General features: G+C 68.0%; 30 protein-coding genes. 14 read left to right on the top strand and 16 right to left on the bottom strand.

Annotated elements, in window-relative coordinates; all coding sequences use genetic code 11:
- Nucleotides 1–183 precede the first annotated feature (183 nt).
- The 5 genes from HNO88_RS07105 to HNO88_RS07085 all read right to left on the bottom strand — a co-directional run bounded on the left by HNO88_RS07105 (nt 184) and on the right by HNO88_RS07085 (nt 2,681).
- Nucleotides 184–534: a flagellar protein FlgN gene (locus tag HNO88_RS07105; RefSeq protein ID WP_312857012.1), complete on the bottom strand. Its 351-nt coding sequence runs from the start codon at nt 532–534 to the stop codon at nt 184–186.
- Nucleotides 531–839: a flagellar biosynthesis anti-sigma factor FlgM gene (locus HNO88_RS07100; RefSeq protein WP_184243494.1), complete on the bottom strand. Its 309-nt coding sequence runs from the start codon at nt 837–839 to the stop codon at nt 531–533. The genes HNO88_RS07105 and HNO88_RS07100 overlap by 4 nt, the downstream gene beginning before the upstream one ends.
- Nucleotides 840–1,072: 233 nt before the next feature.
- Nucleotides 1,073–1,552: a flagella basal body P-ring formation protein FlgA gene (locus tag HNO88_RS07095; RefSeq protein ID WP_184243492.1), complete on the bottom strand. Its 480-nt coding sequence runs from the start codon at nt 1,550–1,552 to the stop codon at nt 1,073–1,075.
- The gene (locus HNO88_RS07090) at nt 1,549–2,010 is read right to left on the bottom strand and encodes a hypothetical protein (protein ID WP_184243490.1); all 462 of its coding nucleotides are present in this window, start codon (nt 2,008–2,010) and stop codon (nt 1,549–1,551) included. The genes HNO88_RS07095 and HNO88_RS07090 overlap by 4 nt, the downstream gene beginning before the upstream one ends.
- A complete protein-coding gene (locus HNO88_RS07085) occupies nt 2,007–2,681 on the bottom strand; it encodes a MotA/TolQ/ExbB proton channel family protein (protein ID WP_184243488.1) in 675 nt (224 codons plus the stop codon). The genes HNO88_RS07090 and HNO88_RS07085 overlap by 4 nt, the downstream gene beginning before the upstream one ends.
- A 385-nt stretch (nt 2,682–3,066) precedes the next feature.
- Here HNO88_RS07085 and flgB point away from each other — a divergent pair, with 385 nt between their 5' ends.
- The 14 genes from flgB to HNO88_RS07015 all read left to right on the top strand — a co-directional run bounded on the left by flgB (nt 3,067) and on the right by HNO88_RS07015 (nt 13,275).
- On the top strand, nt 3,067–3,417 hold the full coding sequence (gene flgB / locus HNO88_RS07080) for a flagellar basal body rod protein FlgB (RefSeq protein WP_184243486.1): 351 nt from the start codon (nt 3,067–3,069) through the stop codon (nt 3,415–3,417).
- 3 nt (nt 3,418–3,420) lie between these two features.
- A complete protein-coding gene (flgC, locus tag HNO88_RS07075) occupies nt 3,421–3,819 on the top strand; it encodes a flagellar basal body rod protein FlgC (protein WP_184243484.1) in 399 nt (132 codons plus the stop codon).
- On the top strand, nt 3,816–4,118 hold the full coding sequence (locus HNO88_RS07070) for a flagellar hook assembly protein FlgD (RefSeq protein WP_184243482.1): 303 nt from the start codon (nt 3,816–3,818) through the stop codon (nt 4,116–4,118). The genes flgC and HNO88_RS07070 overlap by 4 nt, the downstream gene beginning before the upstream one ends.
- Nucleotides 4,119–4,130: 12 nt before the next feature.
- Complete coding sequence (locus tag HNO88_RS07065; protein ID WP_184243480.1) at nt 4,131–4,925, top strand: flagellar hook-basal body protein; 795 nt, start codon at nt 4,131–4,133, stop codon at nt 4,923–4,925.
- 14 nt (nt 4,926–4,939) lie between these two features.
- Nucleotides 4,940–5,680 (top strand): flagellar basal-body rod protein FlgF, encoded by a 741-nt coding sequence (gene flgF, locus HNO88_RS07060; RefSeq protein ID WP_184243478.1) that lies wholly within the window; start codon nt 4,940–4,942, stop codon nt 5,678–5,680.
- Between the two features lie 18 nt (nt 5,681–5,698).
- On the top strand, nt 5,699–6,487 hold the full coding sequence (gene flgG / locus HNO88_RS07055; RefSeq protein ID WP_184243476.1) for a flagellar basal-body rod protein FlgG: 789 nt from the start codon (nt 5,699–5,701) through the stop codon (nt 6,485–6,487).
- A gap of 194 nt (nt 6,488–6,681) precedes the next feature.
- Entirely contained in the window at nt 6,682–7,353 is a 672-nt protein-coding gene (locus HNO88_RS07050; protein ID WP_184243474.1) for a flagellar basal body L-ring protein FlgH, read from the top strand.
- Between the two features lie 47 nt (nt 7,354–7,400).
- Nucleotides 7,401–8,459 carry a flagellar basal body P-ring protein FlgI gene (locus tag HNO88_RS07045; protein WP_376768758.1) on the top strand — a complete coding sequence of 353 codons (1,059 nt, stop codon included), beginning with the start codon at nt 7,401–7,403 and terminating at the stop codon, nt 8,457–8,459.
- Nucleotides 8,456–8,794, top strand: coding sequence for a rod-binding protein (locus HNO88_RS07040; RefSeq protein ID WP_184243470.1), 339 nt, complete (start codon nt 8,456–8,458; stop codon nt 8,792–8,794). The genes HNO88_RS07045 and HNO88_RS07040 overlap by 4 nt, the downstream gene beginning before the upstream one ends.
- Nucleotides 8,795–8,797: 3 nt before the next feature.
- Nucleotides 8,798–10,135, top strand: a complete 1,338-nt coding sequence (gene flgK / locus HNO88_RS07035) for a flagellar hook-associated protein FlgK (RefSeq protein WP_184243468.1) — start codon at nt 8,798–8,800, stop codon at nt 10,133–10,135.
- A gap of 7 nt (nt 10,136–10,142) precedes the next feature.
- Nucleotides 10,143–11,066 carry a flagellin N-terminal helical domain-containing protein gene (locus HNO88_RS07030; RefSeq protein WP_184243466.1) on the top strand — a complete coding sequence of 308 codons (924 nt, stop codon included), beginning with the start codon at nt 10,143–10,145 and terminating at the stop codon, nt 11,064–11,066.
- A gap of 24 nt (nt 11,067–11,090) precedes the next feature.
- Nucleotides 11,091–11,954, top strand: coding sequence for a flagellar motor stator protein MotA (gene motA / locus HNO88_RS07025; RefSeq protein WP_184243464.1), 864 nt, complete (start codon nt 11,091–11,093; stop codon nt 11,952–11,954).
- A 1-nt stretch (nt 11,955) separates the two neighbouring features.
- Nucleotides 11,956–12,807, top strand: coding sequence for a flagellar motor protein MotB (locus tag HNO88_RS07020; RefSeq protein WP_184243462.1), 852 nt, complete (start codon nt 11,956–11,958; stop codon nt 12,805–12,807).
- A gap of 66 nt (nt 12,808–12,873) precedes the next feature.
- The gene (locus tag HNO88_RS07015; RefSeq protein ID WP_184243460.1) at nt 12,874–13,275 is read left to right on the top strand and encodes a nuclear transport factor 2-like protein; all 402 of its coding nucleotides are present in this window, start codon (nt 12,874–12,876) and stop codon (nt 13,273–13,275) included.
- 135 nt (nt 13,276–13,410) lie between these two features.
- Here HNO88_RS07015 and HNO88_RS07010 read toward each other — a convergent pair whose 3' ends face one another.
- The 11 genes from HNO88_RS07010 to fcl form a co-directional block, all read right to left on the bottom strand.
- Nucleotides 13,411–13,584 (bottom strand): Flp family type IVb pilin, encoded by a 174-nt coding sequence (locus HNO88_RS07010; protein WP_184243458.1) that lies wholly within the window; start codon nt 13,582–13,584, stop codon nt 13,411–13,413.
- Between the two features lie 275 nt (nt 13,585–13,859).
- Entirely contained in the window at nt 13,860–15,212 is a 1,353-nt protein-coding gene (locus tag HNO88_RS07005) for a lipopolysaccharide biosynthesis protein (RefSeq protein ID WP_221419859.1), read from the bottom strand.
- Entirely contained in the window at nt 15,209–16,558 is a 1,350-nt protein-coding gene (locus tag HNO88_RS07000) for a hypothetical protein (protein ID WP_184243454.1), read from the bottom strand. The genes HNO88_RS07005 and HNO88_RS07000 overlap by 4 nt, the downstream gene beginning before the upstream one ends.
- Nucleotides 16,555–17,169: a putative colanic acid biosynthesis acetyltransferase gene (locus HNO88_RS06995; protein WP_312857011.1), complete on the bottom strand. Its 615-nt coding sequence runs from the start codon at nt 17,167–17,169 to the stop codon at nt 16,555–16,557. Before HNO88_RS06995 ends, HNO88_RS07000 begins: the two co-directional genes overlap by 4 nt.
- The gene (locus tag HNO88_RS06990; protein WP_312857010.1) at nt 17,166–18,149 is read right to left on the bottom strand and encodes a glycosyltransferase family 2 protein; all 984 of its coding nucleotides are present in this window, start codon (nt 18,147–18,149) and stop codon (nt 17,166–17,168) included. The genes HNO88_RS06995 and HNO88_RS06990 overlap by 4 nt, the downstream gene beginning before the upstream one ends.
- On the bottom strand, nt 18,146–18,757 hold the full coding sequence (locus HNO88_RS22660; protein ID WP_184243452.1) for an acyltransferase: 612 nt from the start codon (nt 18,755–18,757) through the stop codon (nt 18,146–18,148). The genes HNO88_RS06990 and HNO88_RS22660 overlap by 4 nt, the downstream gene beginning before the upstream one ends.
- On the bottom strand, nt 18,750–19,922 hold the full coding sequence (locus HNO88_RS06980) for a glycosyltransferase (protein ID WP_184243450.1): 1,173 nt from the start codon (nt 19,920–19,922) through the stop codon (nt 18,750–18,752). Before HNO88_RS06980 ends, HNO88_RS22660 begins: the two co-directional genes overlap by 8 nt.
- Nucleotides 19,919–21,316: an SGNH/GDSL hydrolase family protein gene (locus HNO88_RS06975; protein ID WP_184243448.1), complete on the bottom strand. Its 1,398-nt coding sequence runs from the start codon at nt 21,314–21,316 to the stop codon at nt 19,919–19,921. The genes HNO88_RS06980 and HNO88_RS06975 overlap by 4 nt, the downstream gene beginning before the upstream one ends.
- A gap of 15 nt (nt 21,317–21,331) precedes the next feature.
- The gene (locus HNO88_RS06970; protein ID WP_184243446.1) at nt 21,332–21,670 is read right to left on the bottom strand and encodes a hypothetical protein; all 339 of its coding nucleotides are present in this window, start codon (nt 21,668–21,670) and stop codon (nt 21,332–21,334) included.
- Between the two features lie 91 nt (nt 21,671–21,761).
- Entirely contained in the window at nt 21,762–22,976 is a 1,215-nt protein-coding gene (locus tag HNO88_RS06965; RefSeq protein WP_184243444.1) for a WcaI family glycosyltransferase, read from the bottom strand.
- Complete coding sequence (fcl, locus tag HNO88_RS06960; protein WP_281383988.1) at nt 22,973–23,932, bottom strand: GDP-L-fucose synthase; 960 nt, start codon at nt 23,930–23,932, stop codon at nt 22,973–22,975. Before fcl ends, HNO88_RS06965 begins: the two co-directional genes overlap by 4 nt.
- Nucleotide 23,933 lies beyond the last annotated feature (1 nt).

Below are 23,933 nucleotides of genomic sequence, written 5' to 3'. Positions count from 1 at the left end.
TTCAGCAAGAGGCGTGCCAGATTGCGGCCGGGGAGCGAGCTGGTACACGCGCACCCGATCAATCAACCACCCTCGTCATCCCCGCGAAGGCGGGGATCCCGCTTGTTCTTTCTTGTCCAGTGGCGTGCCGAAGAAAGCGGGGCCCCCGCCTGCGCGGGGGCGACGATGACTTGGGACGTGACCCTAGCCCCGCGTGCCCATGTAGGCGTACTGCGGCCCCGCGCGGTAGAGCTGCGGCGCGCCGGTCAGCGCGTTCAGCCGCGCGGTGACGTTGGCCGCGACCAGGTTGCGCACCTGGCGATTGACCTCGTTCAGCCGCCGTGCCGCTTCGAGCATGCCGCGGCATTCGTCGTCCAGCACCGTGCCGGCGCAATCCTCGAGCGAGCCGCACAGCGCGTTCTTGTCGTTGGCCGCGCCCATCAGGGCGTCGACGTCCAGACCGGCAAGCGCCTGCCGTTCCTCTTCCAGGACGGCAAGCATCTGCCGCAGCTGGTCGCGCAGGGTTGCCGCCGGCAAGGTCTGGGAAGTGCTCACGCGTTACCGCTCCTCAGGAACATGCCCGCCGCGATCATGGCATCGGCAATGCGCGCCGGGACCAGCGGGTAATTGCCGCTTTCGACTGCCTTGCGGATCTGCGCGACGCGATCGGTGTTGATCGGTGCTTCGCCCGGATCGAGCGTCGCGCTGGTCGCCACCGTCGGCTTCGCAGCAGCGGCAGCCGAGGTATCGGCCGTAGGCACCGCGGCAGCGGCGGGGTTGATGTCGGCGCCCGACTTGCGGGCGATCTCGGCACTCACCGCGCCGATCGCGCGGGGAGCACCCACTTCGATGGGTGGCATTTTGCCGCTCCTTGTTCACTTGTCATAGCGAAGAACGGTAGCGGCGCGGAGCGTTTAAGGGGAAGGGCGGCAATTCGTTGCCGCCACGGCGGCAAAATTACGCTTATGTATATACACTTATGCGGCGCAGGACGCCTCAAGCTCGTCAGCGCCAGGATCGCAGCATCGAGCTATCCGGGCGCTGTAAAGCCCGCTGGATTGCTTCGCTTCGTTTGCAATGACGAGGGGGTGGCTCAGTCGAGCGGCAGCGATACCAGGCCGGGCCGCACCACTTGCGCACGCATGGCTTCCGCATTGGGCTTGGCGTTGATCGGGCGCACGTGGATCCAGGCGCCGACCGCGCCCGCTTCCATCGCCTCGCCCGGTTGCGCGACGCTGAAGCCCTCGCCATTCACGGCGATCGATATGCCGTCGCCGCGGTTGATGACCGGCGTACCGCCCAGCCCTTGCGTCTCGCGCTTGACCGGCACGAACAGGCGCCAGCTGCCCGGGTCGCCGCACTGGACGACCACGCTCTCGTGGTTCTGGGTGCGCCACGACAACGCCAGGGGCGAACCGCAGGGCCGCAGCCGCAAGCGACGGTCGACCGGGTTCATCGCGCCGCCGCTCTGGCCGATCTCGGCTCCGGTGAAGCCGGCAACCTCGCGATCGATCGTGTCGAGATCGGCATAGCCGGACGAAGCGGCGGCGAGGATGGCGAGAACGATGCTCATGGTCGGTCCTTGACTGGGGTATTCTGCGCAGAACTACGCAAGCTACGTGCCAGCCGCGCCTCGGGCGCATCGTAGCCGACGACGACGCGCAGATTGTTCCCTTCGCCGGGCAGACCGGGTTCCACCACCACGCGCGCATCGCCGGCCTCCCGCGCAAGGGTCTGGGCCTGATCCAGCGCTTCCGCCATGGCTCCGGGCGCGTAGCTTGCGGTGATGGTGACTTGCTGGCGCGGGTCGTGGGGCTGCTGGGCCAGCCACGCGCGCAACGGCGGTGCGCCCTCACCCGCGATCCATACCGCGACCGGTTCGGTGCGCGGCGCGGCCCTGGGTGCCGCCACGACGGGAGTTGCATGCGCCACGCGATCCTGACGCGCGAAGGCGCTGGCGGTGAGCATGAACAGGATCATCGACAAGTCGGCGATGAGAGTCTGCCAGCCGGTACCGACTTTCACGATCATCCGGCGCGCGCCTGTTTGCCGGTCGGCGCCGCTGCGCTCTCGTGCAGCTTGGGCACGGCGGGCGCGATCTGCGCCTCCAGCCAATCGACCACCGTCTGGCGCTCGCGCTCCTCGGCGTGGGCGGCGCGCTCGACCATGCGGGCGAGCGGGGCAAAGACGATGTTGCCCAGCAGCAGGCCATAGAGCGTTGTCAGCACCGCCATGCCGATCGCGGCCGTGAAGTCGCCCTGCATGACGCTGCTGGTGTGCAGCTGGCTGAGCGAGATCAGCGTGCCGGCAAGCCCGAACACCGGCGCCAGTTCGGCCGCCTGCGCGAACACGTCGACGGCACGGCGTGCGCGCTCCTGCCGCTTGGTGCGGTGGCTGCGATGTGCATCGCGCAGCGCTGTCAGCGAGTGCGACTGCGCCATGGCGTCGCAGGCCTCGTCGAACTCGGGATCGCCGAAGTGGTGCGTCTGCGCGCGCACCAGCCCGTCGCGACGGATCGCCTGCACGTGCGTCGCCAGCTCTCCCCGGGCCCGCTCGGCATGGAAGCGCGGCTTCCTCAGCGCGAACAGGGCGGCGATCGCAGTCCGGCAATCGGCCGGGCCGCAGCGCAGGAAGGTCGCCACCAGCGTACCGCCGACCACGATGGCGGCGGACAGTGGATCGATCAGGCTCTCGGCATGCATGCGGTCATGAACTCCTTCGCAACAGGAGAACGGCTGGCAAATACAGGGTTTTCGTCCGCGGCGTGCATTTGCCGGAAAGCGGCAAAGGTTTGCCGGGCTCTTGCAGACCTGCACGCCCCTACCTTCGTCATTCCCGCGAAAGCGGGAATCCATCTCCTTCGCGCGCGTTTGGTTGAAGAGCGAAAGTCAGCCACGTCCTGGCGGCACTCTCAGCGGCCGATTGCCTCCCTGCGGCAAACGATGGAGCAGGAGATGGACCCCCGCCTGCGCGGGGGTGACGAATTGAGACTGGGGGGAATCAAGCCCATCGAACTCCATCTGGCACGCCCCTTGCAGAATACCTCGCGAACCCGTCCGCAAGGACCAAACCCGAGGAACCACAGCGATGAGCCAGAGCCTGTTCGGCATCCATGCCGCCGCTCTCGAACTGCGCTCGCAGCGCATGGGCATGATCGCCGGCAACATCGCCAATGCCGCCACCCCCGGCTACAAGGCGAAGGACATCGACTTCAAGGCCGCGCTCGCCGCCAGCCAGCATGGTCAGGGCGATGCCGATCAGGCCGCCAAGGGCGCGGTGCTGTATCGCACGCCGGTAATGCCCTCGATGGACGGCAATACCGTCGAGCTGCAGAACGAACAGCTCGCCTTCTCCGAGAACGCGGTCGGCTATTCCACCACGCTCGAATTCATCCGCAGCCGCGTCGATACGATCACGCGCGCGATGAAGGGCGACTGATAGATGCCCGGCACCATCTTCGACGTCGCCCAGCGCGGCATGTCGGCGCAGCTCGTCCGCATGAACGCGGCGGCCTCCAACCTCGCCAACGCGGGCACGGTGACGGGCAGCGAGGCAGAAGCCTATCGCCCCATCCGCGCCGTCTTCGCCGAGGACCTCGATCGCGCCACCGGCATGGCATCCGTCAAGGTCCAGGGCGTGGTGCGCGAGAATGCCGCCGCGATCCGCCAGCACGATCCGAACCACCCGCTGGCCGACGCCAACGGCGATGTCTGGACTGCGCCGGTCGATGAGAACGCCGAGATGGTCGAGATGCTCGAAAGCTCGCGCCAGTACCAGAACATGGTGGAGGCCCTCTCCACCGCCAAGCAACTCATGCTCGAAACGATGAGGCTCAAATGACCGTCAGCTCCGTATTCTCGAACTACTCGACCACGTCGACGACAAAGGCGGACACGTCCTCGTCCAACAAGGGCGGCCTCGCCTCGCTCGGCGCCAACGATTTCATCAAGCTGATGACGGCGCAGATGAAGCAACAGGATCCCACCGACCCGGTCGATCAGAAGCAGATGCTCTCTCAGATGGCGCAGTTCTCCACGCTCGCCAACAGCACCGAGATGGGCAGCACCCTGAGCGCCATCGCCGGCAAGCTCGACGTCCTGATCTCCAAGACCGCCACCACCACTCCGACCGCTTCCTAAGGAGCCACCTTCATGTCCTATTACACTTCGATCAGCGGGCTGAAGAACGCCCAGACCGACCTCAACGTCATCAGCCACAACATCGCCAACGCCGAGACCAACGGCTTCAAGAAGTCACGCGCCGAGTTCGCCGACATCGTTGCGGGTTCCTCGTTCACCAATCCCAAGCAGATCCAGGGCATCGGTTCGGCGGTGGACTCGATCACCCAGAACTTCTCGATCGGCCCGGTCGAGCAGACCGGCTCGGCGCTCGACGTCGCCATCACCGGCGATGGTTTCTTCGAGATCCGCGCGCCCGGCGGCCAGACCATGTTCACCCGCAACGGGGCGTTCGCGGTGGACGAGAGCGGCTTCATCCATGATGGCGCGGGCAACCGCCTGCAGGCCTTCGCCGGAACCGCCACCACGGGCGAGCCGGGCGACGTGCAGATCCCGGCAACCGCGGGCACCGCGACCTTCACCGGCGTGACGATCAGCCCCAAGGGTGCGATCACCGCGTCCTACTCGGACGGTACCAACACCCAGGTCGGCACCATCGCTCTCGCCACCTTCATCGCGCCCACCGGGTTGAAGCAAGTCGGCAGCTCGAACTGGACGCAGACGGGCCTCTCCGGCGCGCCCACTTTCGGCGCTCCCGACACCGGGGCCAACGGTGCGCTGCTCTCGGGCTCGATCGAGCACTCCAACGTCGACATCGCCGAGGAGCTGGTGAACCTGATCACCGCGCAGCGCTACTTCCAGGCGAACGCCAAGGCAATCGACACCGCCACGCAGATCTCGCAGACCATCATCGGCCTGCGGTCTTAAGAGCTGACTGACCGATGGACCGGCTCGTCTACACCGCCGTCTCGGGCATGAACGCGTCGATGGTGCGGGAACGCATGATCGCCAGCAACATGGCCAATTCGCAGACCATCGGCTTCAAGGCCGAAGTGCTGCGCGCCGAGACCGTCACGCTCGACGGTCCGCAACTGGACGTACGGGCGATGAACCGGTCCGAGGTCAAGGGCGCCTCCATGAAGGAAGGCGCGATCGTCCAGACCGGTCGCCCGCTCGACGTCGCCATGACCGGCGACACGATGCTGGCGGTCCAGTCGGTCGGTGGCAACGAGGGCTACACCCGCCGCGGCGACCTCACCGTCTCGATCACCGGCGTGGTCGAGAACGGCGAGGGCCTGCCGGTGCTGGGCGAGAACGGGCCGCTGATGGTGCCACCCGGCTCCATGGTCTCGATCGCACAGGACGGCTCGGTGCTGATCACCGACCCGGCGCAACCCGAGCAGGAACCGCAGCGCATCGACCGGCTCAAGCTGGTGAGCACCAAGGGCTCGCCGCTGGAGAAGGATCTCGCCGGCGTATTCCGCGTCCCCGGCGGCGGCGTGCTGCCGGTGGACGACAACGCGAAGGTCATCCCAGAGTCGGTCGAGCAGTCGAACGTCAATTCATCCCAAGTCCTGGTCGACATGATCGAGGCGCAGCGTCTGTTCGACATGCGCACCAAGCTCGTCTCGACCGCCAAGGAGCTCGACGAAGGCTCCTCGCGCCTGATGCGCCTCGATTAACGCAAGGAAGCACGACTCATGCCTACCTCCGCCCTGCACGTCGCCCGCACCGGCCTGGAAGCCCAGGACCAGCGCATGCGGGTCATCGCCAACAACCTGGCGAACGTCTCCACCACCGGCTTCAAGCGCGACCGCGCCAACTTCGCGACGCTGGCCTACCAGAACGCCCGCGTCGCCGGCGCGCAGTCCTCGACCGAGACCGCCTATGCCAACGGCCTGAACCTGGGCACCGGCGTCGGCATCCAGTCGACCACGCGGATCGAGACGCAAGGCACGCTGGAGACGACCGACCGCTCCTACGACATGGCGCTCGACGGCGACGGCTACTTCCAGGTGCAGCTGCCCGGCGGCCAGCTCGGCTACACGCGCGCCGGCAACTTCTCGCTGACGCAGGATGGCCAGGTGGTGACCACGCAGGGCTATCCGCTGCAGCCGCCGATCAACGTGCCGCAGGGCACCACTTCGATCACGATCAGCCAGGACGGCACCGTCTCGGCCACCGTCACCGGCCAGACCGAGTCGCAGGACCTGGGCCAGATCACCATCGCCAGCTTCACCAATCCGGCGGGCCTTCAGGCCGCTTCGGACAACTTCCTGATGGAAACCAGCGCGTCCGGCCCCGCGCAGATCGGCATCGCCGGCGAGGAAGGCCGCGGCCACATCCGCCAGGGCATGCTCGAAGGCTCGAACGTCAACATCGTCGAGGAGATGGTGGACATGATCGAGACCCAGCGCGCCTACGAGATCAACTCCAAGATGATCTCCTCGGTCGACGAGATGCTGCGCAACGCGAACCAGACGCTGTGACGGTGATGCAAGCAAACCCCCAACACCCCGTCGCCCCCGCGAAGACGGGGGCCCCGCTGCTCTTCGCTCCGCATATGGGCGAGAAGAAAAGCGGGATCCCCGCTTACGCGGGGATGACGAAGAAGGGCTCGGGGACGACGATGAGGGGCTCGGGAGTGACGACGAGGGGGCCGGGTGTAGCCGGCTTGAGGCAGATGTTGCGCGCAGCCGGCGCCATCGCTGCCGCCGCCGCGATCAGCGCTGCCCTGCCCGACCCCGCGGCCGCCAGGAAGGCGCCCAGGCCTTCGGGCTTCGAGCCGACCCTTCCCGTCGAAGCCGCGCCGCTGCCGGCGAACGGCTCGATCTTCCAGGCGAGCTATGGCTATGCCGCCCTCTACGAGGGCAATCGCGCGCGCCGCATCGGCGATCCGGTGACGATCCGCCTGGTCGAGAGCACCACCGCGTCGAAGTCGGTAAATTCCAAAAGTAACAAGGGCGGAGACGCCTCGATCACGCCGCCCTCAAAGGGACCGTTATCGTTTCTTAACCCTAATGCCCTTAATGCGTCCTCGTCCTCGACGTTCAATGGTCAGGGCAATGCGGGGCAGACGAGCAGCCTTTCGTCGACGCTCGCAGTGACCATCGCCGAAGTCCGGCCGAACGGCACTGCACTGGTCAGAGGTGAAAAGCAGATGATGCTCAGTCAAGGCGACGAATGGGTGCGGTTCTCCGGCATCGTGCGCCTCGTCGACATCGACGCGGACAACATCGTGCTCTCCACGCGCATCGCCGATGCCCGCATGGAATACTCGGGCAAGGGCGCCCTGCAGCGCGCAAGCAAGCAGGGCTGGCTGGGCCGGTTCTTCAACATCATTTCGCCGTTCTGACGATGCGCACGCTCTTCCACATTCTCGCCGGCGTGCTTCTCAGCTCGATGCTGGCCATCGTGCCCGCTCATGCCGAGCGCGTCCGCGACCTGGGCCAGTTCCAGGGCGTGCGCTCCAACCAGCTGACCGGCTACGGCATCGTCGTCGGCCTGCCCGGCACCGGCGACGACAACCTCGCCTACGTCACGCAGGCGATGAAGGGCGTTTCCGGCCGCATGGGCCTGACACTCCCCCCCGGCGTGCAGCCCGGGCTCAAGAACGCCGCCGCGGTGATGATCACCGCCGACCTGCCGGCCTTCGCCAAGCCCGGCCAGCGCATCGACGTGACCGTGTCCACGATCGGCAAGGCCAAGTCCCTGCGCGGCGGCGCGCTCATCATGACGCCGCTCTATGGTGCCGACGGCCAGATCTACGCCATGGCGCAGGGCAACCTCGCCGTGGGCGGCCTGGACGTGGGCGGCAAGGACGGCTCCAACGTCACCATCAACATCCCGACCGTGGGCCGCATCTCGGACGGCGCCTCGGTAGAACGCGCGGTCGCGACCGGGTTCGACAACGGCGCCGATCTCAGCTGGAACCTGTTCACCGCCGATTTCCTCACCGCCAGCCGCGTGCGCGACGCGATCAACCGCAAGCTGCCGGGCACTGCGACGATCACCGACGGTGTCAGCCTGGCGCTGCGCCTGCCGCCCGACGCAGACACCCGCGCCAGCCTGATGGCCGCGATCGAGATGATCGACGTCAGCCCGGCCGAGACCCCTGCCCGCGTCATCGTCAACAGCCGCACCGGCACCGTCGTCATCAACAACGCGGTGCGCGTCGCGCCGGCGGCGATCAGCCACGGCAAGCTGGTGGTGCGCATCGACGAGAAGCCCACGGTGGTCCAACCCGCCCCGTTCAGCCGCGGCCGCACGGCGGTGGAGCAGAATTCCAAGATCAGCGTCGAGGAAGAAGACCGCAAGGTCATGATGTTCCAGCCGGGCGCTTCGCTCAGCAAGATCGTCGACGCGCTCAACATGCTGGGCGTGACCCCGTCCGACCTCGTCGCGATCCTGGAAGCGCTGAAGCAGGCGGGCGCGCTCAAGGCGGAGATGGTGGTGATATGACGAGCGTTTCCACTACCAACCTCGCTTCGACGAAGCTCATCGCCGGGAACGCGACCGATCGCGAGAAGCTGTCGGCGGCGGCCAAGCAGTTCGAAGCGGTGTTCGTGCGCCAGATGCTCAGCGCCGCGCGCAAGGCCGACTTCGGCGGCGAGGACCTGTTCGGCGGCCAGGCGCTCGATACCTTCCGCGAGATGCAGGACAACCAGTTCGCCGACATTACCGCGCAGACCGGCGCGCTCGGCTTTGCGGCCAAGATCGAGGCGCAAGTGGCAAGGCTGTTGCCCTCCACCCAAGCCGCGCTTCAGCAGCAGCCGACTGGCGCGAAGGCGAAGTAAGCCATGGCTAGCGATCTCCTTGCCATTGCCCGCAGCGGCACCCGCGCTGCCCGCGCCGCGCTCGACGTCACCGCGCAGAACATCGCCAACGCCTCGTCCGAAGGCTATGTGCGCCGGTCGGTGTCGCTGTCCGAGGTTTCGGCGACGAGCACGCTCAGCGGCACGGCCAGCATCAGCCTGTCGGGCGTGCGTGTCGCCGGCATCGCGCGCAATGCGGACTTGTTCCGCCAGGCCGAAGTGCGCCGTACCGGCTCGGACGCGGCTCGCGCCAGCGCCGAGGTCCAGGGCCTGGAGAACATCGAATCGGCCGTGGAGCAAAGCGGCCTGTACGAAGCGTCGGTGGCGTTCGAAGGCTCGCTGCAGCAGCTGGTTTCCGACCCGACCGATGGCTCGCTGCGCGCGTCCGCGCTGGAAAGCGCGCGCACCCTGGCGAGCACCTTCAACGTCACTTCCAAGAGCCTGGACGCAGCCGGCGAAGGACTTCGCTTCGAAGCGCAGGACGGCGTCGACCAGGTGAACCTGCTCGCCGGCGAGCTCGCGCGGGTCAACGCCCGCCTCAGCCGCGCGGCGGATGCCTCCAGCGACCAGTCCACCTTGCTCGACCAGCGCGACTCGCTGCTGCAGAAGCTGAGCTCGCAAGTCGACGTCACCACCGTGTTCTCGTCCGACAAGACCGTCGAAGTGCGCCTGGGCGGCAGCACCGGCCCGCAGCTGGTCTCGGGCCAAGCGGTCGGCGCGCTGGCGATGCAGACCGCGGCAGATGGCACGGTCGGCTTCACCCTGGCCGGCACCGCCGTCGCTCCCGCTTCGGGAGCGCTCGCCGGCAAGGCGCAAGCGCTCGTCCAGGTCGCCGAGACACGCGGCAAGGTCGATGCGGTCGCCGCCGGCATCATCGCCACCGTCAATGCCGCGCAGGCTTCGGGCGTGGACCTTGCCGGTGCGGCCGGCCAGCCGATCTTCTCGGGCACCAAGGCCGCCGACATCGCAGTGGTCGCCACCAGCGGCAGCCAGATTGCCACCGCCCCGGCCGGCGCCGCCGCCGGTAGCCGCGACGTCGGCAACCTGAACGCCTTGCGCACGGCACTCAGCGCCGCCAATCCTTCGGGCGGGCTCGACGCCGCCTTGTTCGACATCTCCAGCGCCGTTGCCGGCCGGACCGTGACCCGCGACGCCCTGATCTCCATCGCCGATAGCGCCAGCATCGCGCTGCAGACGCAGGCCGGCGTCGATCTCGACCAGGAAGCGGTGAACCTGGTGCGCTACCAGCAGGCGTTCCAGGCCTCGGGCCGCATCATGCAAGTCGCCAACGATCTGTTCGACACGCTCCTGGGCATCCGCTGAGGCCATCATGACCATCCTGACAACCAACAGCACCAGCGCCTTCTTCGACCGCGCCCGCAGCGACATGACGGCGCTGCGCAAGCAGACCGAGAAGATCCAGTCGCAGATCGGCAGCCAATCGCGCCTGGCGCGCTCCTCGGACGATCCGGTCGCCGCCTCGCGCCTGCGCACGCTGGCCCGCTCGGACGCCCTGGCCAAGATCGACACCACCAACGCCAACCGCGCGACATCGGACCTCACCATCGCCGACTCGACGATGTCGGACATCACCACCGCGATCGCACGCGCCAAGGAACTGGCGACGCAGGCGGCGAACGGCACGCTCAGCGCCGACCAGCGCGCCAGCATCGGCAAGGAACTGGCGGCGATCCACGGCACGCTCGTGGGACTTGCCAATACGCGCGATTCCAACGGCAACGCGCTGTTCGGCGGCGAGAACGCCACGATGGCCTACACGCTCGATGCTTCGGGCAACGCGGTCTATGCCGGCACCAGCAGCAGCGGCGACCTGCCGCTGGGCGATGGGCAGACCGTCACCCGCTCGATGACGGGGCCCGAGTTCCTGAACTTCAAGGTCGGTGGCGTGGACACCGACCTGATGGCGGTGGTCAAGTCGCTGTCCGACACGCTCCAGGCCGGCGGCGCCGACGCCGCGGCCGTGGCCAACAAGACGCTCGACGCGCTATCGACCGGCCTCGACACGGTGAGCACCGGCCAGACCGTGGTCGGCTCTCGCCTCGCCTGGATCGAGCTCACCAGCGATCGGCGCAGCAACCTTGCCGAACTGCGCGCCGGCGAAGAAGCCGACATCGGGGGCATCGATCCCGCAAGCTCGATTGCAAGGCTGCAGGAGATGTTGGTGGTGCTCCAGGCCAGCCAGGCCAGCTTCACCAAGCTTTCGCAACTCAGCCTGTTCAACCAGCTCAACTGACGCACTTTCTAAGGTAACGAAGCCATGTTTGCTGCAGTTGGTGTAGTCATCCTGCTGGTGATGGTGTTCGGCGGCTTCGCCCTCACCGGCGGTGCGCTTGGCCCGGTCATGCACGCCATCCCGCACGAGATGCTGATCATCGGCGGCGCCGCGCTGGGCGCCATCGTCACCGGCAACTCGATGCATGAGCTGAAGGGCCTGGGCGGCTCGTTCGCCAAGATCTTCAAGGGCCCCAAGCACAACAAGCAGGACCACATCGACGCGATCGTGCTGGTCAGCCGGCTGATGAAGCTGCTGCGCGCCGAAGGCCCGGTCGCGCTGGAATCGCACGTCACCGATCCGCAGTCCTCCTCCCTCTTCGCCGAGTTCCCGCGCCTGCTGGCCAACAAGCCGCTGATCGCGCTGATCTGCGACACCCTGACCCTGATCGTCGTCTCCTCCGGCACGCTCGAGACCCATGCGGTCGAAGAGGTGATGGACAATGCGATGAAGACCACCTTCCACGAGATGCACGAGCCGCAGCACGCGCTGCAGACCCTGGCCGACGCGCTTCCCGCGCTGGGCATCGTCGCCGCCGTGCTCGGCGTGGTGAAGACGATGGGCTCGATCGACAAGCCGCCCTCGATCCTGGGCGGCATGATCGGCTCGGCGCTGGTCGGCACCTTCATGGGCGTGCTGCTGGCTTACGGGATCGTTGCGCCGATGGCCGGCCGCCTGAAGCAGATCGTCGAGCAGGACGAGATGATCTTCCACGCCGTGAAGCAAGTGGTGATCGCAAGCCTGCACGGCTGGCCGCAGCCGCTGGTCGTGGAAAGCGCGCGCTCGGGCCTGGGCCATGCGTTCCGCCCCGGCCTGTCCGAACTGCTCGACGCGATGCGGGCCCGCTAAGATGGCCAGCGCGCCCGCCAGCAAGCGCGGCAAGAACGAACTGCCCGCGCCGATCATCGTCAAGAAGGTGACGATCGTTGCCGGCGGGCACCATGGCGGCGCGTGGAAAGTCGCCTATGCCGACTTCGTGACCGCGATGATGGCGTTCTTCCTGCTGTTGTGGATCCTGGGCGCCACCACCGAGAAGCAGCGCAAGGGCATCGCCGACTACTTCTCGCCCACGCTGGTGAAGACCCAGAACGGCAGCGCCGGCTCGGCCGCGGGCCTGCTCGGCGGCTCATCGCTGACGGATGCCGACAAGTATCCGCATCGCGCCGGGCAGACGGGCACCAAGTCGATCACGATCCCGCGCGATGCGACCGGCGGCCCCAAGGAGGGCGGCACCAAGATCAAGCGCACCGCCCGTGCCAAGCAGGCGCTGGAGCAGAAGCTCAAGTCCACCGAGGCGCTACGCAAGCTCGCCCGCCAGGTGCGCATGGTCGACACCACCGAGGGCGTGCGGATCGACCTGGTCGACGATGCCGACTTCTCGATGTTCCGCCTCGGCACCACGGTGCTGACACCCGACGCCAGCACATTGCTGGTGGCGATCGCCCAGGCGGTGGGGCCCGACCAGGGCTCGCTGACGATCCGCGGCCACACCGACGCGACGCCGTGGCGCGATGGCGTGCCGGGCAACAACTGGTCGCTCTCGGCCGGCCGCGCGGAGGCGACACGCCAGGCGCTGCTGCGCGACGGCATCGGCGAGATGCGCTTCAACCGCATCGAAGGCGTTGCCGATCGCGAACTGCTGATCCCCGGCAACCCGGCCGATCCGCGCAACCGCCGGATCTCGATACTGCTGCTGGACTGACGCCACCCGCCTTGTGCTCTCCACCTCGACGCCGCGCCATCGGCGCAAGAAGCGGGAGGATAGGACATGACGTTCACCGGGAGGATCGAGGATTGGTTCGCCATCCGCGAGTTGTACGGCACCTATGCCGACGCGAGCTGGCGAGGCGAGGCGTGGCGATGGCGAGGCGTGGCGATGGCGAGGCGTGGCGATGGCGAGCAGTGGCTCGGCTGCTTCACCCCGGACGGGCGCTGGACCAGCCACCTGTTCGACGCCAGCGGCCACGCAGCGCTGCGCGCGACATGGGACGGCTTGTGGCAGGATTGGCAGTCGGTCGCCTTCCTGGGCGAGATCGGATCGATGGAGAGCGATGGAGATCGCCGGCGAGGCGGCGCGGTGCCGCTCCTACGCATGGGAAATCATGCGCCTGAAATCGGGCGCCACCTTCAAGCTGGCGGGCCGCTACGACGACGCTCCGGTGAAGCCTGATGGTATGCGGCGGTTCAGCCTGCGTGCGTACACGCTGATGATCGACGAAGTGTTGCCAGGACTGTTCGACGCCTGAGGCCGATGCAGGAGGAGGACCCATGGCCCTCCTCCTGCATCGGCTATGACGGCTTGTTATCAGCCGTTGTTGTTCTGCAAGGTCGAAGACGTCTTGGTGAACGTCGAGGTCAACGAGCTGCCCAGTCCGGCCATGGCAGTGATCGCAGCGACGGCGATCAGGGCTGCGATAAGGCCGTACTCGATGGCGGTTGCGCCCTTCTTGTCCGAACGAAGGCTCTTGAGAAATTGCATACGACACTCCTTTGGGGATAGTTTCGGATGCGACCAGTATTTCCACGCTCTTCTACGGCGCCTACGTATTAAAGCGTAATAAGATGAACAACCCTTAAACATACTTGGAAATGCCGCTAAAGCGGATGCACTATGGGCGAAGACGATTTAGGTTTGTCGATGCCGCATTTTCCGAGCCATCGACCGTGAACGGTCAACTTGAAAATGCTCCAGGCTCTCGATGCCGCATTTTCCGAGACGTTGACCGTGAACGGTCAACTTGAAAATGCTCCAGGCTATCTGGCGAGCCTTGCCCTGCGTGCTTGGATGGTCCGCCACACTGCCCGGCATGCCTGGCGCAGTTCGGCTGGCGTGGCGAGATGACGGCAGGCGAGCCGCGCGACCACGACCAGCATGGCCAGATCGAGCACGGCAAGGCCGATGCCGCCGCCGCTTACTCCCAGCATGGCGACCAGCCCCCCCGCTAGCGACAGACTCGCCAGCGACAAGGCGAGGTACCAGCCGGTGTACCGCGCCTGCCGATCGCGCGCGAGCATCAGGGTGGAAAGCGGATACCATAGTCCTCCCGCCGCGATCGCCAGGCCCATCGCCGCGACCAGCGCCGCAGGGGCCTGGATCGCACCGTGGGTCCACAGCGCGATCGCCGGGCCGCCGAGAAGCGCGAACCCCAGCGCATAAGGCAGCACCAGCGCCGCCGAGACCAGCATCAGTGCCAGCACCATCGCCGCCATCGCCTGCCGGTCCTCGCGCGCAGCCGCGGCGGAGAACTCGGGCATCAAGGGTGTGCTGACGATCCAGCACAGCTGCATGCCGACCCGCGACAGCGTGCGCGCCGCGGCGAACACGGGAACCGCCCCCTGCCCGGCCACGGCGCCGACGACCAACGCGGTGCCCTGCAGCACCACCGCCTGCGCGACCGGCATGAGCATGATGGCGCCGGCCGGCGCCAGCAGGGCCCGGGCCTCCTTCCAGCTACCCCGCGCCAGGCCGATCGTCAGCCACGGCACCTTGCGCCGCAGCAGCCAGTTCTGCCCGGCGAGCCCGATCAGTCGCCCGACCAGCCACGCCCATGCCGCCGCGAGCGGCCCGCCGCCCGACGCCACGGTGATTATCAGCGCCGCATTCTCGATCAGCAGGACGATCGCGTTCCAGAACGCGCCGATGGGGAAGAGCTGCGCGGCGCGAAAGCCTGCGAAGAAGATGCCGCCCTGCACCGCCACGACGCCATAGAGCCCCAGCACCGCCATGGTCAGGCGCAAGTCCTCGACCGGTGCCACAGGGTGCGCTCCGAACAGCGCGCTCGGCAGGCACAATGCCAGCAGCAGGACGAGCACGATCATGCCGGTAGAGGTGAGGAGGATCGCGCGCCACGCGCTCTGGAAGATCCGCATCGCTTCCTGGCGGTCGCCTTGTGCCGCTGCCATGGTCATGCGCGTGCCGGCCGCCGTCGCGAAGCCGAAGTCGCTGATGCTGAGGAACTGAGGCAGCGTCGCCAGGATCAGCCACTGGCCGTAGAGTTCCAGCCCCCAATGACCCGCAAGGATCGGCACCAGCAGCAGTTGCGTACCGGCGACCACCAGCTTGTCGAACGCCGTCATGCCGATGCCGGCCGCCACGCGCCGGATCACCGAATCTGACCCGCCAGGAACCCTGCGGAGACGACGCTCGCGGCGCTGAGGAAGTAGAAGTGGCCCACCGACTTGAGCCGGCTGACCCGGATGAGCCACAAGGCACAGACCAGCGCGCCGGTCAGCAGCGCCGCGCAGCCGACGAAAGACGCATCGAACCGCCACATCGCGATTGCCGCGAAGGCGCCCATCGTCTGCACCACGCGCGCGTTGGGGGCGATGGCGCGGTAGACACCGTGCCACAGCAGCACGAAGGCGCAGAGCCCAAGCGGCCAGAACCAGCCGAAGTTGGCAAAGCTCTCCCCATAAAGCGTAGAGTTCAGCGCGAGCGAGGGCATGTGCGCGATCCCCTCGCCCAACGACAGACCGAAGTTTTCCGGCCGGCCCGGCCACACCGCCCCCGGCAGCAGCAGAGTCACCGGACGCGCAAACATGGCGAACGACAGGAACGGCCGTTCGACAGCGCCATAGTGCTGCACGATCCAGTTGAGCACGACGATGTTGGAGGATTCGAACACGCCGTTCAGCGAGGCGTCCAGGCTTGCCGAAGACATTTCCTGCGCCCGGCGCGCCGTGTTCCAGGCCTCAGCGAACGAGGCCGCCGAATAGCCCTGCGTGGTGGCAAGACCGCGGAACGCAGGCCACACCGTGCTGAAGGCGGACAGGCCGACCAGGCTTCCTGCGGCCACCAGAATCAGGCGCACCGGCATCCGCTTCATCAACAGCATGGCCATGATCAGCAGGTAGACAGCAGTGATGCGGTTGAAGGTGGTGAACAGGTCGATCAGCGCCAGCATGAGGCCGGCCAGGAGCGCCAGGCCGATCGTCATCTCCCCGCGCGTCACACGGTACAGCAGCACCGCGAAGACCGCGTTGCGCGCCACGTTGGCGGCGTATTTGATCGGCAGGAAAGCCGGGTTGGCGAAGGCGCCGTCGACGTTCTCCTGCCAGTGGCCGCCGCTCGCAAGACCGGTGAGCATGAACGACACCGCGCCGGTCACGATGAACAGCATGACCACGGTGGAGACCATGCGCGGGTCGCTGCGATCGGGACGTTCGGGATGGACGCGGCCGAAGGCGGTCCGCAGTGCCGGGAACAGGTACATGCCGCCGATCAGCATGCCGGTAGTCGCAAGGTCGCCATAGGGCCGGTAGACAAGGTGCAGGTCGGGAACCTCCGCCTGCCCGGTCGCCAGGAAGACGCCCAGCGGCACGATGACGTAATAGCCTTGGCCGATCAGGATACCGTCCAGGAAGTCGAGCCGCGACAGGTCGATGCGTGCGAACATGTGCAGGTTGATCGCGACTCCGCCCAGGTACAGCGTCCAGAGGATGAGATGCATCATGCGACGGACTTGGGCCTGTCCGGCGCGAGCGCGCGGCGCTTGATCGGCACGGCGGGATGGCCGGCATGGACCATGCCGGCGGCAAGATCGCGCATGGCGACACCGCGCGCGCCCAGCACGGCATAGTCGCCGACCACCACTCCCGGACCGACGAAGGCCTCCGCCGCGACCCAGCTATGTGGACCCAGAGCGATCGGGCGGGTGTGCAGCTGGAACTCGGGATCGTCGTAGTCGTGGGTGCCGGCGCACAGCGTCGCGTCCTGCGAGACCACGGCGTAGTCACCCAGGCTCACCATGGCCTGGTTGTAGCAGTTCACCCTTCGGCCGATCGTCGCATAGTCGCCCATGACGAGGTGGGCCGGGTGCCAGATGCGCGCGCTGGCATAGACGTTCGCGCCGCGGCCCAGCTTCGCCCCGAACGCGCGCAGCAGCAGCCGGCGCCAGCCGCGCAAGGCCGGCGGCGTCCAGGCGGCCAGCAGCAGCCAGCACAGGCCGAACATCACGCGCGCGATCCGCAGCCGCAGGGTGAAGCTGGCACCACCGGTGCGCGGGCTGGTTTCGCGAGCATCCAGCACCGGGTTGGGAGCGGACGCGCGTGCCGCCAGGGTCACAGCTTCAACCCCGTCGCCTGGCGCAACGCGGCGAGCCGCTCGTCGCGAGTCCCGCATCCGCGCATCGCCCGTTCCAGTTCGAGCACGCGCACGTCGACCAGGAAGCGGTACCAGAAGCCTTGCAGCACATGGTAGACCAGTCCCGCCCGGCCATCGAGGAAGCCCAGCTGCAGGACGTAGCGGTACAGGAAGTAGGCGATCGGCCCGACGCCGAAAGGCAAGCGGTTGTAGATGCCCTCCTTCGCCAGCCGCTTGAGACGCGCCTGCCAGCCACTCGCGGCGCAGGTCAGGGTGGGGCGCGGGCCGAACAGGCCGTACCTGCGATCGAGCACGTCGATCGCCTCGCGCGCCGCATAGCCGTTGTGCTTGGCGACGAAGAAGGCGACGTCGCGCTCGCAGGCATCGGCAAACAGCCCCCGCAGGGCGATGGTGCGGCCGCTGCGCACCCGCACATGCTCGTCCATCCAGCGGTCCTCGACTTCGCCCAGGCCGTTGCGCCAGAGCCGCAGCAGCCGGAGCGGATAGCGTCCGCCATGCCGCACCCATCGGCCCATGAAATGATGCCGCCGGCTGAGCACCACGCCGGTCACGTCCGGGTGCAAGCGCGGCAATGTCTCGCCAAGGCGCACGGCGAGATCCTCGCCGATCAGCTCATCCGCATCGAGCCGCAGGATCCACTCGGTGCGGATGCCGCACTCCTCCAGCGCGAAGCGGAACTGGCGCGCGTAGTTGACCCAGGCGTTCTGCACGACCCGCGCACCCAGCGACCGCGCGATCTCGACGGTGCGGTCGCGCGAGAACGAGTCGACCACCAGCACCTCGCGCGAGAACCTGCGCGCGCTCTCGATAGCGCGGGCGATGTGCGGCTCCTCGTCGAAGGTGAGGATGACTGTGGTCACACCCGGCAGGAAGCCATCGCGGACCGAGCCTCCGCTGGCGGGCACCACAGCCGCCTTCCCCGGCACCAGAGCGCGGATCACGCGGCCACCTCCAGGGCCGAACGCCCGGTCACAACCTGTTCGTGCAGCATGCGCTCGCGCGGTCCGAAACGCTCGCGGACAAGACGGGCCGGGGTGCCCGCCACGACAGCGTAGGCCGGCACGTCGCGGACGACGGTGGCGGCGGAGCCGACCACCGCGCCCGCACCGATGGTGACGCCTTCGCGGATCGTCACCCGCTCGCCGATCCAGGCATCGGCCCCGAAGGTCGTCACCTGGCGCGGCGTGTCCGGACGGGCGAGCCGCGTCGGCGTACCCGCTCGATCGAACACATGGTCCGCGCCGACGATCCGGCACCCCGCCGCCACCATGCACAAGTCTCCCACCACGACAGGTCCGTGCGAGGCGAAGCCGGGGCCGAGGTAGGCGAAGCGGCCGACCCGGCTGCCCGCGCCAACGATCAGTTCCGCGCCCCACTGAAATCCCTCGCCCAGTTCCGCGAACCGGAACCGCCGGCGCAGCCAGGGCAGCAGCAGCCGGCGCACCGCCGCCTTGGCGCTGCCCTCGACCTCGGCGCGGCAGCGGACGATCATGGCGTCCGTCACGCGCTGCGGTTCGGGCACTTGCGTGAGAAGCGCGCGCTCAGGCATGGCCGGCAACCTCCAGTACGGCTTGTTCGATGATCCGCGCCTGCACCTGCGGCGTCCACTTGGCGTGGATCGCAGCGCGCGCGGCGGCGCGAACCTGCGCGCGCGGCGGCGCCTGGGCGAGCCACTGCGCGATCGTGGCGGCAAGATCGTCGGCATCGTCGCGGCAGAAGAAAGCGCCGGTCACGCCCGCTTCGATCGCTTCGACCTCGGGCATCTGCGCGTCGAAGTCGCCGTGAGTGATGGCGGGCGTGCCGTACATCAGGCTGTGCATCGCGGTGAGACCGATCTTGCCCGGCGAGACGGTCAGGTCGGCATGGTAGATCATCGGACCGACGATCGCTTCGTCATGACAGGCGCCCAGGAAGTGCGCGCTTACGCCGAGCGCCTGCGCAAGAGCTTCGAGGCGTCCGCGCTCTGGCCCATCCCCGATGAGCAACACGTTCACCGGCCGGTCTTGCGCCGAGAGGCGGGCGGCGGCCTGCAGAAGCAAGTCGAACCGGCACTTCGCGGTCAGCCGTGCCGTGCAGATCAGCAGCGGGTGCGAAGTGTCCGGGAACAGCGCCTGCGGGCAAGCCGCCAGGGACCCGTCCTCGATCGCAGCGACCAACGCATCGGCACGCTCGACGTCGAGGCTGTTGTAGACCACCGTGATCCGCTCTGGCGCGAAGCCGGCGGCGACACCGAGCCGGCGTCCGCGCTCGGCGTAGACGAGGAGCCGATGCGAGAGCGCGAAGTAGGCGCTGCGCATCGCCCGCTTGGCCCTGCCCTCCGGCTTCAGCCAGCCGTGTCCCCAGAACAACACCGGCCGACCACGCAGGCGGGCGATCGCCGCCGCGACCCAGGTTGAGGCGAAGTTGGGATCGGCGAACAGGATCAGCGCCTGATAACGCCCGGTCATCGCCGCGCGCACCGCGCCGGGTTGCCAGACCAGATTGCGCCAGCGACGGAACGGCGCGGGTACGAAGCGGCTGACGGCATGCGGGTCGGCGTGCAGCACGCCCTCCAGCGCCTCGCCGCTGCCGTAGAAGTCGTAGGCAATGGACCGGCTGCAATCCATCGCCCGCATCACCGGCTCACGATAGTGCGGCCAGGCATGGTAGACGACGGCGACGCGCATGTGCGTCGCCGTCGTCAGAGCCTCGCCATGGCCGCACGCATCGGTCATCCCAGCATCGCCTCCAATGCCGCGAGGGCGCCACGGGCGTAGCGTTCGCCAAGGTACGCCGCGCCGTAGTTGCTCGGGTGGATCCAGTCGGCGTGCATGGTAAAGCGCGGGTTGCCCTCGGTCTGGCGCACCATGGCGGTAGCCCCGGCGGTGACTGCGCCGGTCCAGCTGACGCTCGTGGCGTTCTGCGTCAGCGTCGCCAGGCGAGTGGAACCGTCGGAGAACAGGATCGTGTAAGTCGATGCCGAACTGCCCGCCGGCCAGGCCGTCGCCAGCGTGGCGCTGATGGCGGCGGTCAGCGGAGCGGTGAAGCGCAGCTCCGAGCCCAGACCGCTGACCCACTTGCCGCCTGGATCGCTGTCGACCGGAACGAAGCGGCACAGCGGATCGGCGAAGGCGGTGACCGCTGCGGCCACCGCGCTCTCGGCCACCGTGACCGTGGCGGCCGTGCGATTGGGCGCGGCGATGCAGCCGAACACGACGATCGGCACGCCGGGCAACTGCGCACGCGCCGCGCGCAGGCCGGCCAGAGCATGGGCCTGCAAGGTCGCCGCGTTCTGGCCGATGTAGGCGTCGTTGACCGAGGCGTGCAGGAACACGACCTCCGGCGCGCGATAACCCACCGTCAGGTCACCGCCCGCGATCCGCTGGTCGAAGCGGTGGATGCCGGTCGCGGTCTGGTTCCAGCCGGTGCCGCCCGATCCGCTCGCCTGCAACGCCACGCCCATGCGATCGGCCATCTGCACGGCGACGCCATCGGCGGTAAAGTCCGGCCCCGAGCCGAAGACGTAGCTGTCACCCAGGAACACGCCATGCGGCGTCTCGCTGGCATCGACCGGCCAGAGCGAGGCGCCATCCTCGACGTAACCGCCGTTCAGTCGCCCGGTGCGCATCGCCTCGACGACGATGCGCCGCACGCTGCGGGAGCCGAAATCGAGGGTCAGATACTGGTCGGTATTACCCGACGTGGTCGCCAGCACCGTTCCGGTCAGCGACACGTAGCGACCATCGACGATGAAGCGGTAGGGCATGGTGGTCGGCCCGACCCGCGCGGTGAAGTACCGGCTGTCCGCCATGACTTCCCAGCGGGCGTACGTGTTGAGCTCGTTGCCGAGCGCGTCCTGCACGCCGGCAGCGATGCGGCCGGCGCTGCCATAGCGGCCACCGACGACGTGCCACACGCCCTGGCTCACGGCATTGCAGGCGTAGGGATTGGCGGCGGTGATCGGCGGGCTGGTCGCGCCGTTGTCGGTGATCGTCGGCGGGGTGACATGCAGCCCCGCATTGCGCGGGTTGGAAAGGCTCGCGCGCGAAGCGGCGCGGCGCAGGCGGGAGAGCAGGCGCTGGTTGGCGACTTCGCGCGGGCTGGCGGCGGGGGACATGACGGCAAGCATCTGCGGCGTCCTCCCTCAGACCAGTGCGTGGAAGGTGGCGGGGGCCGTGGTGCCCGCAGCGACGATCTGGGTCGCGGCAAACGGCAGGACGGTCAGCCCCACTGCGACCGGCACCGCGATCGTGCTCGCATCGCCGAAGCGGAAGGCGACGTTGCCAGGTCCTTGCGCGATCACCGCAATCGCGCGAGCGGACGCGAAGGGCGTGTCGAGGGCGATCGGCCGCGCGCCGCGATAGGACGGCTCGCTGATCGGCAGCGGCGAGTTGTCGGAGACGAGCGCGGCACCTTCGGGCGCGGCAAAGGCGATGGCGGTCTGCGGCACATAGGCGGCCGGTGCGGTGATCTGGAAGGTCATGGGCAGCTCCTGATGGCGGGGACGACCCGCGGCGTGAGGAGCCGGATGACTATGCGCATCGGCATGCTGTAGGAAAGAACAAAATGCGAACTCATGCGGCGAGTTCGCATAGCTGCCGTTCGAAACGGCCGAGGATCTGCGGTGCGCTCCAGCGCTCCTGCGCCCGCTGGCGGCCTTGCGCACCCAGCGTCGCCGCCAGTTCCGGGTGGTCGATCAATCGCTCGATCGCGGCGGCAAAGGCGTGTCCGTCACCCGGCGGCACGACCATGCCGCACCCCTCGACCTCGTGGGCGAGTGCCGTGCCGTGCACTGCCGTCGCCACCACGGGTCGCCCAGACTGGAGCATGTTGGTCAGCTTGGACGGCAGCAGCAAGTCGGCCGCATCGGCGACTTGCGGCAGCAGGTGCACGCTGGCGAGCGCGAGCAATTCGCCCAGCCGCGCCGCGGGCTGCAGGTCGCGGAACTGGATGTTGTCGAGCCCCGCCGCGGCGGTGATCAGCCGCTCTCGCTGCGGACCGTTGCCGCACACCACGAAGACCAGGTCGCGCCGATGGCTGAGGCGCCGCGCTGCCTCGAGGATGAGATCGAGGCCCTGCTTGTTGGCGATGCTGCCGGAGTAGATCGCGACATGCGGGCGATCGATCCCCCACTCAAGGCGATAATCGTGAACTTCGGACGAGGCAGATCGGTCGAGCGTTGCCCAGTTGCGGAACTCGACGATCCGGCGTGGCGCGATGCCGCGCTTCGCCAGGCCGTCGCACATCTGCGGCGAGATCGTGCTCACCCGGTCGGCCCGCAGCGACCACCCCTCGAACGCACGCGCCAGGCGCATCAGCCAGGGCTTGCGCAGCAAGCCGACCGCCCCTGCGGCGGCGACCTCGAAATCCTGCACATGGAGCCACAGCTTGGCGCCGGTCAGCCGCGCGGCGATCCGCGCGATGGCGGTCGAGATCAGCGATGGCGCGATCGCGATGACGACGTCGGGCCGCCGGCGGGTCGCGGCCGCGAGCACCGCAGGCAGAGCCGAGAGCGCAAAGCTCAGATGATGCAGCACGCGCCGCGCGCCGCTGGGGACGGCAGGGACATAGATCGGCACGCGCACGATGCGCACACCGGCCTCCTCGCTGCGCCGTGCGCGCAGGCCGCGGTCCGTCGCCGCGACCTGCCACTGCGGATAGTAGGGCTTGGCACAGATAACGGTGACCTCGTGCCCCGCCCTGACCAGCGAAGCGGCCATGCCGGCGGTGTAGGGACCGATCCCCACCGGCTCGGGCGCGTAGTTCAGCCCGACGATCAGGACGTTCACGCCGCCTGCTCCAGCTCGCTTGCCTGGCGATAGGCCCGGTAGACAGCCGTAATTCCCTCGCGCAGGGCGATGCGCGGTTGCCAGCCGAGCGCGGCCAGCTTGTCGCCGGCCATCAGCTTGCGGGGGGTGCCGTCCGGTCTGGACGGATCGGTGCGGATCTCACCGCCGAACCCCACCACGTCGCACACCAGGGCGGCGAGTTCGGCGATGGGGATGTCCCACCCCGAGCCGACGTTGACATGCTCGTCGCCCGAGTAGCGCTCCATCAGGAAGACGCAGGCATCGGCGAGATCGTCGACGTGCAGGAACTCGCGACGCGGGGTGCCGCTGCCCCAGATGGTCATGGACGCCGCGCCGCTCAGTTTCGCCTCGTGCGCCTTGCGGATCAGCGCTGGCAGCACATGGCTGGCGGAAAGGTCGAAGTTGTCGCCCGGTCCGTAGAGATTGGTGGGCATGGCCGAGATGAAGTCGCAGCCGTGCTGGCGGCGGTAGGCCGCGCACAGCTTGATCCCGGCAATCTTGGCGACCGCATACCATGCGTTGGTCGGTTCCAGTGCGCCGGTAAGCAAGGCGCCTTCCCGGATCGGCTGCGCAGCGTCGCGCGGGTAGATGCAGCTGGAGCCCAGGAATAGCAGCTTGGCGGTGCGGTAGTGATGCGCCGCTTCGATCACGTTGGTGGCGATCTGCAGATTTTCGAGAAGGAAATCGGCCGGATAGCTGTCGTTCGCAAGGATGCCGCCGACTTTGGCCGCCGCCAGGAACACCGCGGCCGGGCGCTGCTCGGCGAACCAGGCGCGCACGTCAGCCTGGTCGCGCAAGTCGAGCTGCGCGCGATCCGCTGTCAGCAGCTCGCAGTCCTCGCGCGCCAGCCGCCGGACCAGCGCCAAGCCGACCATGCCACGATGACCGGCGACGAAGACGCGCTTGCCCTTCAGGTCGAACCGAGGCGTGTCCATC

This window comes from Novosphingobium chloroacetimidivorans (genome assembly GCF_014204535.1).
Taxonomy (GTDB): Bacteria; Pseudomonadota; Alphaproteobacteria; order Sphingomonadales; family Sphingomonadaceae; genus Novosphingobium; species Novosphingobium chloroacetimidivorans.
Note: the sequence above shows the minus strand (reverse complement) of the source record. Positions and strands in the feature narration are given on the sequence as shown.